Origin of the sequence: Nonomuraea sp. NPDC049269 (assembly GCF_043197155.1) — a bacterium.
Classification (GTDB): Bacteria; Actinomycetota; Actinomycetes; order Streptosporangiales; family Streptosporangiaceae; genus Nonomuraea.
The window spans coordinates 175,632-187,406 of sequence record NZ_JBICSO010000002.1 but is presented as its reverse complement, the minus strand read 5'-3'; the positions used below and the strand labels follow the sequence as shown (position 1 = coordinate 187,406).

General features: G+C 69.5%; 12 protein-coding genes. 5 read left to right on the top strand and 7 right to left on the bottom strand.

Annotated elements, in window-relative coordinates; translation table 11 throughout:
* Positions 1-4: 4 nt before the first annotated feature.
* Positions 5-469 carry a helix-turn-helix domain-containing protein gene (locus ACGFNP_RS10335; protein WP_358337890.1) on the top strand — a complete coding sequence of 155 codons (465 nt, stop codon included), beginning with the start codon at positions 5-7 and terminating at the stop codon, positions 467-469.
* A gap of 4 nt (positions 470-473) precedes the next feature.
* Here ACGFNP_RS10335 and ACGFNP_RS10330 read toward each other — a convergent pair whose 3' ends face one another.
* A complete protein-coding gene (locus ACGFNP_RS10330; RefSeq protein WP_393316963.1) occupies positions 474-1,121 on the bottom strand; it encodes a VC0807 family protein in 648 nt (215 codons plus the stop codon).
* Between the two features lie 165 nt (positions 1,122-1,286).
* On the opposite strand from ACGFNP_RS10330, the gene ACGFNP_RS10325 reads away from it, so the two are divergent.
* From ACGFNP_RS10325 to ACGFNP_RS10315, 3 genes are all read left to right on the top strand, one after another.
* On the top strand, positions 1,287-2,072 hold the full coding sequence (locus tag ACGFNP_RS10325) for an SURF1 family protein (RefSeq protein ID WP_393316960.1): 786 nt from the start codon (positions 1,287-1,289) through the stop codon (positions 2,070-2,072).
* Positions 2,073-2,082: 10 nt separating this feature from the next.
* Positions 2,083-2,832, top strand: coding sequence for a tyrosine-protein phosphatase (locus ACGFNP_RS10320; RefSeq protein ID WP_393316957.1), 750 nt, complete (start codon positions 2,083-2,085; stop codon positions 2,830-2,832).
* Positions 2,833-2,994: 162 nt separating this feature from the next.
* Complete coding sequence (locus tag ACGFNP_RS10315; RefSeq protein WP_358337901.1) at positions 2,995-4,191, top strand: amidohydrolase family protein; 1,197 nt, start codon at positions 2,995-2,997, stop codon at positions 4,189-4,191.
* On the opposite strand, the gene ACGFNP_RS10310 is transcribed toward ACGFNP_RS10315, so the two are convergent.
* From ACGFNP_RS10310 to ACGFNP_RS10295, 4 genes are all read right to left on the bottom strand, one after another.
* Positions 4,188-4,544 (bottom strand): YkvA family protein, encoded by a 357-nt coding sequence (locus ACGFNP_RS10310; RefSeq protein WP_393316953.1) that lies wholly within the window; start codon positions 4,542-4,544, stop codon positions 4,188-4,190. The two genes, ACGFNP_RS10315 and ACGFNP_RS10310, sit on opposite strands and share 4 nt — an antisense overlap.
* Positions 4,545-4,609: 65 nt before the next feature.
* Positions 4,610-6,028: an amidase gene (locus tag ACGFNP_RS10305; protein ID WP_393316950.1), complete on the bottom strand. Its 1,419-nt coding sequence runs from the start codon at positions 6,026-6,028 to the stop codon at positions 4,610-4,612.
* A gap of 14 nt (positions 6,029-6,042) precedes the next feature.
* Entirely contained in the window at positions 6,043-6,999 is a 957-nt protein-coding gene (locus ACGFNP_RS10300; protein ID WP_358338337.1) for an LLM class F420-dependent oxidoreductase, read from the bottom strand.
* A gap of 100 nt (positions 7,000-7,099) precedes the next feature.
* On the bottom strand, positions 7,100-7,768 hold the full coding sequence (locus ACGFNP_RS10295) for a TetR family transcriptional regulator (protein WP_358337908.1): 669 nt from the start codon (positions 7,766-7,768) through the stop codon (positions 7,100-7,102).
* Between the two features lie 500 nt (positions 7,769-8,268).
* Between ACGFNP_RS10295 and ACGFNP_RS10290 the strand changes: the two genes are divergently transcribed.
* Positions 8,269-9,132, top strand: a complete 864-nt coding sequence (locus tag ACGFNP_RS10290) for a hypothetical protein (protein WP_393316946.1) — start codon at positions 8,269-8,271, stop codon at positions 9,130-9,132.
* A gap of 284 nt (positions 9,133-9,416) precedes the next feature.
* On the opposite strand, the gene ACGFNP_RS10285 is transcribed toward ACGFNP_RS10290, so the two are convergent.
* Positions 9,417-10,475: an aspartate-semialdehyde dehydrogenase gene (locus ACGFNP_RS10285; protein WP_393316943.1), complete on the bottom strand. Its 1,059-nt coding sequence runs from the start codon at positions 10,473-10,475 to the stop codon at positions 9,417-9,419.
* Positions 10,472-11,746, bottom strand: coding sequence for an aspartate kinase (locus tag ACGFNP_RS10280; RefSeq protein ID WP_358337917.1), 1,275 nt, complete (start codon positions 11,744-11,746; stop codon positions 10,472-10,474). The genes ACGFNP_RS10285 and ACGFNP_RS10280 overlap by 4 nt, the downstream gene beginning before the upstream one ends.
* Positions 11,747-11,775 lie beyond the last annotated feature (29 nt).

Sequence of the window (11,775 nt, the reverse complement as noted above, 5' to 3'; positions counted from 1 at the left end):
ACGCATGAAGTTGGCTTTCCAGGTGAACAACTGCTCCATCGAGCGCACCCTGGACATCGTTGGCGAGAAGTGGACCTTCCTCGTGCTGCGCGAGGCGTTCCGCGGCGTACGCAGGTTCGCCGACATGCAGGTGGCCACCGGCGCGCCGCGGCAGGTGCTCAGCGCGCGGCTGACGCGGCTGGTCGACGAGGGCTTGCTGCGCAAGGAGCCCTATCGCGAGCCCGGCCAGCGCCAGCGCGACGAATACCGGCTCACCGAGAAGGGGCTCGACCTCTATCCCCTGCTCGTGGCGCTCATGCAGTGGGGCGACAAATACCTGGCCGACGACGGCCCACCCGTGGTGCTGACCCACCGCGACTGCGGGGGACTCATCGAGCAGCACTTCCGCTGCGCCGAGGGCCACGAGGTCGCGGGGCCCCGCGAGGTGACGGCCCTGCCCGGCTCGGGCGCCGAACTGAAGACCGCGTAGCCCCTCAGGCGTCGCGCTGGAGGGCGCGCAGGCAGAGCCGGAAGTCGATCAGCGTCAGAAGCGCCGCCCCCGACAGCAGCACCGCGACGGCCGTGGTGCGCACGATCAGGTACGTCTGGATCGTCTGGCTGAGCAGCAGCCAGAGGCTGAGCGAGGCGTTGCCGAGCTGCGCGCATCCCCACACGAGCGACTGCCTGGCGAAGAAGCGCCGCATCACCGGCCGCTCGATCACGTGCTCCGGCAGCGGCACGAGATCCTCCGCCACCCGCTGCGCCAGCGGCCTGCGTACCCGGGCCGTCGCCAGGAACCCGGCACTGGCGCAGAAGACGCCCAGGGTCGGCTGCAGGAAGAAGATCACCGCGCTCCCGGACAGCAGGGCCAGCACCGCCCTGACGGTGACCGTGCCCGCGGCCAGCAGCACCGCCCCCGGCACCGCCCGGCGCCTGGCCAGCCGCCAGACCACCCCCGCGTACACCCAGGCCACGGCCACCACGATCCCGCCGGTGATCCCGGAAAGGATCATCCCGACGTAGAAGACGGCGACGGGCAGGATCATGCCCTCGAGCACGCGGGGCACGGCATGGCGCACCATACGGCCGAACCGGGGCAGCTCGAACGCGGGCGCATCGGACGGCGCGGCAAGCACGGTCATATAGCTTTTGAGGCGCTCTCTGGAGAGGGGAGCTCAGGGGACGAATCCCGACCGTACGCGATGAAGTGGCTTTCGGTAAGAGTTTCGACCAGATTGCGATTAGGTCACTTTCCGGCGGACCGAGCCAGGTGAAGGAGCATCGGCCTGGGTGCCTAGGCTTGAGGGGTGTACCGGTTCCTGCTCACGCCCCGCTGGATCGCGCTCCACATCGTGGTGCTGCTGGTGATCCCGGCCTTCGTGTTTCTGGGCCGGTGGCAGTTCGGACGGTTCGAGGAGCGCTCCGCCAACAGCACACAGGTCACCGCGAACCTGGCGGCCGATCCCGTGCCCGTCGAGAGCCTGGTGAGCCAGGGGCTGAAGGAGTCGGACCGGTTCAGAGCGGTCACGGCGTCGGGGAGCTATGACGCGGCTCACGCGCTGGTGGTGCGCAGACGGCCCCAGGAGGGCCAGCTGGGCTTCTACGTGCTGACCCCGCTGGTCACCGGTCCTGGCAAGGCCGTGCTCGTCAACCGGGGATGGGTGAAGGCCGGGGCCACCGCCGACGCGCCCCCCGAGGTGCCTCCGCCGCCGACAGGTCAGGTAACTGTCACCGGAAGGCTACGTCTCAGCGAGACCGAGGAGACGGCCGGGATCAAGGACCGCGCCGGTCTGCCGGCCGGCCAGGTGTTGCTGATCGACACCGGAAAAATAGGCAAGGCGCTCCCGTACCAGCTCGTGGGCGGTTATGTGGACCTGATGAAGCAGCAGCCGGAGTCGGCGGCCGCGCCCGTGCCGGTGCCCGCACCCGACGTGGGCGCCGGAGGCGGCCTCAACCTCGCGTACGGCGTGCAGTGGTGGCTGTTCATCGGCGTGGCCGTCGGCGGCTGGTTCCTGCTCATCCGGCGCGAAGTGGCTGACAGGAAGGCCGAGGAGGACGCGCCGGTCCAGGAAGTCGGCGCGCCCAGCACTTAAGGTAGATCGGGTGATCCGCCACATTGAGTTCGCCAATATCCACAATTTCCGTGACGTAGGTGGGTATCCCGCGAGGGACGGGCGGACCGTCCGGTGGCAGCGGCTTTATCGGGCCGACTCTCTTGGCTGGCTGGCAGGAGACGATCTCGTCACGTTCCAGACCCTCAATGTGCGGACCGTCATCGACCTGCGTCACCCCTTCGAGGTGGAGAAGAACGGCCGGGTGCCCGAGTCCGACGGGCTCGACTACCGCAACCTGCCCATCGAGGGCCGCCGCTGGGACCTCACCGCCTACGACGACCGGCTGGACGTCGCGCGCTACCTCGCCGACCGCTACCTCGAAGTGACCGAGGACGGCGTGCGCAACCTCCGCACGGCCATCGAGACGATCTCCCGGTCCGGCAGCGCGCCCGTCGTCGTGCACTGCGCGGCGGGCAAGGACCGCACCGGCCTGCTCACCGCGCTCATCCTGAGTCTCGTTGGCGTGGCCGACGAGGACATCATCGACGACTACGCGCTGACGGGCCTGGCCACCGAGCGTTTCATCGCGAGCTGGCAGCGCAGGAATCCGAACGTCGCCCGGTGGCCCGGTTTCGGAGTGGCGCCGGCCGAGGCGATGCGGTTGTTCCTCGCCGATCTGGCCGCCCGGCACGGCTCGGTCGGGAAGTACTGCACCGACGTCCTGCAGGTCGGAGCGGGGACCATCGTAGAACTCCAGAAGAGTCTTCTCTCCGGGACTGATCCGATCTCCGCAGGGTAGGCGGCATCGGGGTTCGCAGGGCAGCAGCCTCGCAAAGCGGACCTCATGGCCCGGGGTCGCCACATCCCCCTCCCGGCGATCCCGGGTCCTCGGGCCGAGTGGATACCCAACGGAGACGTCGCAGCTTGTTCGACGTTATGCGGCCGTCGTACGGTTACCTGCGTGACTACGCCGCTGCTACCCGACCCGGATCCGAGGCGGCGCGACTATGTGATCATCTCCGCCGACGATCACCTGATCGAGCCGCCAGACCTCTTCGAGGGCCGGCTCGCGGAGAAATACGCCGAGGTCGCGCCCAAGGTCGTGGAGACGGAGGGCGGTCACCAAGTCTGGCGGTACGCGGGCGCCACATACCCGTGCGCCGGCCTGGATGTGGGCGCCGGCCTGCCACGCGAGCAGTGGACGCTCGATCCGGTCAGGTTCGAGCACATGCGTCCCGGTTGCCACGACATCGAGGCCCGCATCGACGACATGGACCTGGCCGGCATCTGGGCGGCGCTCTGCTTCCCCGGCATGCTGGCCGGCCAGGCGGGCATGCCGTTCGCCAGGACCCGCGACCAGGAGCTCGGCCTGGCCCTGGTCAAGGCGTGGAACGACTGGCACATCGACGTCTGGGCGGGCACCTACCCCGAGCGCATGATCGGCCTGCAACTGCCCTGGCTGCCCGACCCCGACCTCGCCGCCAAGGAGATCAGGGCCAACGCGGCCCGTGGCTTCAAGGCCGTGATCTTCCCCGAGTTCCCGACCCGCCTGCGGCTGCCGTCGATCCACAGCGGCCACTGGGACCCGTTCTTCGCCGCGTGCGAGGAGACCGGGACCGTCGTCTGCCTGCACACCGGGGGCTCCAGCTGGTCGCCGGTGCCCTCGCCCGACACGCCCATCGAGGCGATCACCACGCTGATGCCGACCAGCGCGATGTTCGCCTGCGCCGACTGGCTCTGGTCGGGGCTCCCGCTGCGCTTCCCCAACCTGCGCATCCTCATCGTCGAGGGCGGCGTGGCCTGGCTGCCGATGCTGGCCGCGCGGGCCGACTACGCGCTCGACCACCCCGTGGCGGGCGAGGCGCAGTGGGACGGCGGCCTCAAGCCCAGCGAGGTGCTGCGCCGCAACTTCTACTTCGGCACCCTCAACGACCAGGCCCTGTCGGGAGTGCGCCTGGCGGTCGGGCTCGACCACGTGCTGCAGGAGAGCGGCTACCCGCACTCCGACTCGACCTGGCCCGACACCCAGCAGGCGGTGGCCCAGAACCTCGGCACGCTCCCGCCCGCCGACATCGCCAGGGTCGCCTACGGCAACGCGGCCCGGCTGTTCGGCCACCCGCTGCCGTCACGTGCCTGGCTCCGGATGGAGGAGATCTAACCGTCGAGCTTGCCCTGGACCCTTCCCTGGATGACCTCGCGCTCCCAGTCCACGTAGCGCCCGCTCTCGCCGAGCAGCGAGGAGAGCAGCCAGAGGAAGACCCCGAAGTCGTCCACGACTCCGACGAGCACGAGGAAGTCCGGCACCAGGTCGATCGGCGAGATCATGTAGACCACGCCGAACCCCATCAGGGCCAGCTTGCTCTTGCCCATGCCCGCGTACTGGCCGCGCATCACGGCGCCGATCATCCGCGGGATCGCTCGTAACCTGACTATCAAGCCCGGCGTGCCGGGCTTGCTCACTTCGCGATACGTACGCCAGGCCGCTGCAGCCCGTCCTGCCTTAGCCATCATGTCGCTCTCCATACCCTGGCCTCTCACGACATAACGCGTCATCGTGGGGGCCGAGTTCCCGGAGATCAGCGTACGGCGGCGTGCTCGAACGGCCGGGCGGCCTCGATCTGCGCCGCGACCCTGACCAACAGGTCCTCCCGTCCGGCCGCGGCCACCAGCTGGACGCCCACCGGCAGGCCCGAAGCGGTCCTGTGCAGCGGCAGCGAGATCGAGGGCTGGCCCGTGGCGTTGACCGGCGCGGTGTAGGCGACGGCGTGCGCGGTCCTGCCGAACGCGGTGCTGAGGTCGTCCGGCGGGATCCACCCGAGCGGGAACGGCTCGACGCCGAGAGACGGCATCAGCAGCAGGTCGTACCCCGAACTCCACCACGCGGCCATCCGCCGGCGGAAGCCGTCGATCCACTGGGTGGCCAGGATGTGGTCGGCGGCGCTGTGCCCGCGCCCGGCGCCGACCATGGCGGCGTTGCGCGGCTCCAGCTCGTCCAGCTCGACCGGCTTGCCGCGCCAGACGCCGACGTTCTCGATCTCCGCGGCCAGGTTGTCCGACACGATCGCGCCGAAGCGGGCGGGGAAGCCGTGGTCACCGAGCGCCTCGGGCCAGCCGGGGGCCACGTCGTGGCCGAGCGCCTCCAGCAGGGCGGCGGCCACGTCGACCGCCTCGGTCAGCTCGGGCGCCGCCGGCACGTCGCCTCTGGGGTGCGTGGAGACGAAGCCGACGCGCAGCCGTCCCGGATCCTCGCCCACCTCCTCGGCGAGCGGCCTCGGCAGGCGGGGGGCGTCGTAGGGGTCACCCTGCACGTAGCCGGACACGAGGTCGAGCGCCGCCGCGGTGTCGCGCACGCTCCTGCTGACGAATCCCTGGCACGAGAAGCCGCTCCAGCCCTCTCCGGCTGCCGGTCCCACACTGGAGCGCCCGCGCGTCGGTTTGAGCCCCACCAGCCCGCACAGGGACGCGGGGATGCGGATCGAGCCGCCGCCGTCGCTGGCCGTGGCGAGCGCGACCATCCCGGCCGCGACCGCCGCCGCCGACCCGCCGCTCGATCCGCCCGCGGAGTAGTCCGGGTCGTACGGGTTCCGCGTGGGCCCGAACGCGACGGGCTCGGTGGTGATCGTGCTGCCGAACTCGGGAGTGTTGGTACGCCCCAGCACCACGAACCCCGCGGCCCGCAACCTGGCCGTGCCGTGCCCGTCCTCCTTGACCACGACGCCGTCGAGCGTCCGCGAACCCGCGCTGTACGGCTCGCCCGCCTGGGGCCAGCCCAGGTCCTTCAGCAGGATCGGCACGCCGCGGAACGGCGCGCCGGCGGGGATGGCGTCGAGCTCGGCCAGTGCCCGCTCGAACCGCCGGCTGACCACCGCGTTGAGTTCGCCGTCGTGCGCCTCGATCTTGGCGATCGCCGCCTCGACCAGCTCGCGCGGGGACACCCGCCCGTCGCGGACGGCCCTGGCCTGCTCCGTCGCGTCCCACCTCAGTACGTCGTCCACCGCATCCTCCTGGGTCAGGCCGTGGGGGCCAGGTCGCGGACAGCCTGCGTGATGGTCACCTCGCCGCCCGGGATGGGCGCGAGCACGGGTGTGTCGAGGCCGTTGTCCACGTACTCCTGGATCCTGGCCCGGCAGGTCGCCGCGTCGCCGTGGATGACCAGCGCGTCGACCACCTCGTCCGGGATCGACTTCAGCGCGGCCTGCCGGTCGCCGGCCGCCCACGCCTCGTGCATCGGCCGCAGCACCTCGCCCCGGCCGAGCCAGTCGTGGAAGGCGGCGTAGGCCGGCACGGTGAGGTAGGCGGCGAGCATCCAGCGGGCCAGCGCGCGTACCTTGTCGGTGTCCTCGCTCACGCAGACGAACAGGCGGGCGATCAGCTCGGTGTCGCCGATCTCGGCCCGTACCTTCCGCACGTCGTCGGGCGAGAGCCAGTTGGTGATCGCGCCGTCCGCCTCCTCGGCGGCCAGGCGCAGCATCCGGGGCCGCAGCGCCGCCAGCACGACCTTCGGCGGGATCTTCGGCGCCCGCTCCAGCTTGAACCCCTTGATCTCGAACGTCTCGTACCGCTCCGACACCTTCTCGCCCGTCAGCGCCGCCTTGAGGAAGCGCAGGGTGTCGCGGGTACGCGCGTACGGCTTGGCGAACTCGACCGCGTTCCACCGCTCCACGATCGCCGGGGAGGAGGAGCCGATGCCGAGCACGAACCGGCCGGGCGCCAGGTCGGCCAGCGTGGCGGCCTGCATCGCGAGCAGCGCCGGGCCGCGCGTGAACACCGGCACGATCGCGCTGCCGAGCCGGATCCCCGGCGCCCACTGCGCGGCCATGGCCAGCGGCACGAACCCGTCGACACCGTTGACCTCGGCCGACCACGCGTCGGTGTAGCCCAAGCCGGGCAGCTCCGCGATCAGCTCCTGCGAGTCCGCCAGTGAACGGTCGTTGAACGGGATCGTCATGCCCCAGTTCTGAGTCATCGCGGCCTCCAGCTTGCCGGGCGGTTCAGGCTTCAACAGGGCGACCATACCAACCGGGCGGTATGTCGTCTCTGCCCTGCCGTTCCGGACTGCGCCCCCGTCAGGCGCGCAGCTCGTGGACCGCCGCGATGAAGTCCTTCGTGATCCCCCGCAGCCCCGGCAGGTGCGACAGGCCGACGAGCCGGTCCACCAGCGGCACCGTCACGTCGATCAGGCGATGGGTACGGACACAGCCGGGAGAGGTGTCGTGCACCCAGAACAGCACCATGCCCATCGACAGCAGCCACAGCAGCTCCGGCAGCTCTTCGCGCAGCTCGGAGTTCATGCGGTCACGCGCCCCCTCGACCACCTGCCGGTAGATCGCGATCCCCGCCTCACGGGCCGGCGAGGACTGGGCGCTGAACGGGCTCAGCGGGTTCGTGGGCTCGGCGGCGTGCTTGAAGAACTTCACCGCGAACTCGTGATACGGCTCCGAGACCCGCACCCACTCCCGCAACACCCCACTCAGCCTGGCGGCGAACGACGACTCCGTGGCCAGCAGGTCACGGCAGGCCGCCTCGTGCTCGGCCTGGGCGCGGTCGTAGTACGCCTGTATCAACGCCTCCTTGCTCTCGAAGTAGTAGTAGGCGTTACCGACGGATACACCGGCCTCGGCCGCGATGGCCCGCATCGTCGTCGCATCGAAGCCGCGCTCCCGGAACAGCCGCAAAGCCGTCTCGACGATGACTTCCCGGGTGCTCTCCGATCCTCGGTTTCGGGCTTCGGACACGTTCGTCACTTTACGTGGTAGTAGTGCGTTAGGTCAGGAAGGATCACGGTGATCCCCACCTCACGGCAAAAATGCCGGTGCGACAGGGGTTAGCTCGTGCGAACCATGGGATTGATGTTTCTGGCGGAAGGGCTATTCCGCGAAAAGGCATCGACATGTGGATACGTGGAACAGTACGGCTACTAGCGGTCGTATTCCTCAACATTGAGATCTCCATAATCGCGCTGGCGTCGGCCGCTTCCGCCGCATCGCAAGCTCCCGACCGGGGGCAGCGGCAGACACCATCACCGATCACTCGGTCCTACCACATCGGGGGGACGATCGAGGCGCGCCGCTGGCACCCTTCGGGGGATCCGGCCGATTTCGGCCCGAATCCCGCCCGGAACGACGGGGGCCTCTCCGCCCACGGCCAGAAGCCCATCGGACGCGACCCTGACAGGTCCGCGCCCGGCCGGGCGACGGTCGGCCGGGCGACGGTCGGCCGCGAGTCGGAGCCGACCGTGAGCGACCCGGTGCCGATCGCGTTCGGCCCCGTCACGGACAAGGACGGCCCGAAGACGGTCGTGAACGCACCGGAGACGGCTGTGAGCACGCCGGAGACGCTCGTACGCGGCCCGGAGGCGGCCGTTCGCCACCGGGACATGACGAACCCGCCGACGGAGTCACAGAGCCTCGCACTCGTCGCCCAGCGACCCGACGCACCGGCCGAGCCGCTCACAGCCGCGGCGAAGCCCTCCGTGCGCTACGCCGGCATCGCCGCCAGGCTAAAACTCGACCCAGAAACCATGCGAAAACCCGGAAAAACCACGCGAAAGACCGATACGACTACCCCTCGAAAGACCGACACGGCCACCCAGCGAAAGCCGGTCACGGCCACCACGCGGAAGCTCGGCACCGTCGGCAAGCCTCTGCGGACCGCCCAGAAGACCGCCGGGGTGGACCTCACCCGCGTCAAGCCGAGGGCCGCGACCGTGCACCTGTCTCACGCGCTCGCCGCCGACTGGCTCCGGGACGAGGGCCTGCGGACGAAGTCCTCGGGCCACTGCACGAACCGGAACCTGTTCCACTGCACCTCCCTGGAAGAGGTCCGCACCTCGACCATCACACGGATGATCGAGCTCAAGCGCCAGAGCGGCTGCCCCATCATGGTCACCGGTGGTACGGAAACGGGCCACGCCCCGGGCCGCTACAGCCACAGCAAGGGCTACAAGCTCGACATCACGCACAACTCATGCATCGACCGATACATCACCAAAAAGAACGAAAAATCTGGCACCCGCGGCGACGGCGCCGCCCTCTACCGCTCGCCCTCGGGCACGGTCTTCGCCGACGAGATAGACCACTGGGACATCCTGTTCCGGTGACAGGGCCGACGGCCTCAGCCGCTTACCAGGTGGCCAACGAACCGGCCACGACACCGGCCGGCGTCCGCGGCGTAACGGCGGCGCGTCCGCCCACCTGGCAAGCGTCCCCCTGGACAGACGTCCGCCCACGTCGGCGGATGGCGGCCCACCGTGCCGTGCCGTAAAAAAGACTGGTTCTCAAGAACAGAGCCCGCACAAACCCGCCCGTAGCGGGAAAAGCAGCGACGCGTCGCACGGGAACGTGCGACGCGCCGCATACAGAGCTCTGGACAGCTACAGCTCGGCTACAGCTCGGAAGCCACCAGCTCGGCGATCTCGGCGGCGTTCAGGGCCGCCCCCTTGCGCAGGTTGTCGCCGCAGACGAACAGATCCAGCGTGTTCGGGAAGTCCACCGCCTGACGGACCCGCCCGACGTACGTCGGGTCGGTGCCCACGACATCCACCGGCGTCGGGTACACCCCGTTGGCCGGGTCGTCCATCAGCACCACCGTCGGCGCCGCCTCCAGCACCCGGTGCGCGTCCGCCACCGTGATCTCACGCTCGAACCGCGCGTGCACCGCCAGCGAATGCGTGGTGATCACCGGCACCCGGACGCAGGTCGCCGAGACCTTCAGGTCGGGGATGCCGAGGATCTTGCGCGACTCGTTGCGCAGCTTGAGCTCCTCGGACGCCCAGCCACCCTCCTTGTACGAGCCCGCCCACGGCACCACGTTGAACGCGATCGGCGCAGGGAACGGCGACTCCTCGGGCAGCCTGTTGGCCAGCACCTTGCGCACGTCACCCGCGACCTGGCCGATCGACCGGTCACCGGCGAGCGCCTCGACCTCGTCGTACAGCCGCGCCGAACCCGCCACGCCCGCGCCGGAGACGGCCTGGTAGGAGGCGACGACGAGCTCCGTGAGCGTGTATTCGGCGTGCAGCGCGCCCATGGCCGCCATCATCGACAGCGTGGTGCAGTTGGGCGTCGAGATGATGTTGCGCGGCCGCACGCGGGCGTCGAGCGGGTTGACCTCCGGCACGACCAGCGGGACGTCGGGCTCCATGCGGAACGTGCCCGACTTGTCGATCGCGATGGCGCCACGCTCGGCCGCGATCGGCACCCACACGGCCGACACCTCGTCGGGCACGTCGAAGATGGCGATGTCGATGCCGTCGAACACCTCAGGCGCCAGCGCCTGCACGACGACATCCTCGCCGCGCACCTTGAGCAGCTTGCCCGCCGAGCGCGGGGAGGCGACGAGGCGTACTTCGCCCCAGATGTCGGCGCGGTTGGTGACCAGGTCGCGCATGACGGTGCCGACGGCCCCGGTCGCGCCGATCAACGCCAGATTGGGCCTGCTCATCGTCCTGAACCTCCGTACACCACTGCTGAGACCTGGTCCGCGTCGAGATCGAAGGCCCGGTGGGCGGCCGCCACGGCCGTGTCGACACCGTCCTGCTCGACGATCACCGAGATGCGGATCTCCGAGGTGGAGATCATCTCGATGTTGACCCCCGCGTCGGCGAGGGCCGCGAAGAACGTCGCCGTGACGCCCGGGTGCGAGCGCATGCCCGCCCCGATCAGCGACACCTTCCCGATCTGGTCGTCGAAGAGCAGCGACTCGTAGGCGATGTCGCCCTGGATCCTCTTCAACGCCGTCAGCGCCGTCGAGCTGTCGGTCGTGGGCAGCGTGAAGGAGATGTCGGTGCGACCCGTGGCCGCGGCCGAGACGTTCTGCACGATCATGTCAATGTTGATCCCGGCGTCCGCCAGAGTTTTGAAGATCGCGGCAGCCTCGCCGACCTTGTCGGGCACCCCGACAACGGTGATCTTGGCCTCGCTCCGGTCGTGCGCGACGCCGGAGATGATCGGCTGCTCCATCTCGGTTCCTTCGGTGTAAGGATCGGAAACGACCCAGGTGCCTTCTTTGGTGCTGAACGAACTGCGTACGTGGATCGGCACATGGAAGCGCCGAGCGTACTCGACGCAGCGCAGATGCAGGATCTTCGCACCGCAGGCGGCCATCTCCATCATCTCGTCATAGGAGATCTTGGGGATCTGCTGTGCCGCGCGCACGATGCGGGGGTCGGCGGTGAAGATGCCGTCGACGTCGGTGTAGATCTCGCAGACATCCGCGGCCAGCGCGGCGGCCAGCGCCACGGCGGTCGTGTCGGACCCGCCGCGGCCCAGTGTGGTGATGTCCTTGGTGTCCTGCGAGACGCCCTGGAACCCGGCCACGATCGCGATGTGCCCTCGGTCCAGCGCCTCACGGATGCGGCTCGGCGTCACGTCGATGATGCGCGCCTTGCCGTGCGTGGAGTCGGTGATCACACCCGCCTGCGAGCCGGTGAACGAGCGGGCCTCGTGCCCCAGGTTGGCGATCGCCATCGCCAGCAGAGCCATCGAGATGCGCTCGCCGGAGGTCAGCAGCATGTCGAGCTCGCGGCCCGGAGGCAGCGGCGACACCTGCTCCGCCAGGTCGAGCAGCTCGTCCGTCGTGTCGCCCATCGCGGAAACGATCACAACAACGTCGTTGCCGGCTTTTTTCGTCGCCACGATCCGCTGCGCGACCCGCTTGATGCAGGACGCGTCGGCGACGGATGAACCACCGTACTTTTGCACAACGAGCGCCACGAGAGTCTCCCGGTTCGGACTGTGAGCTG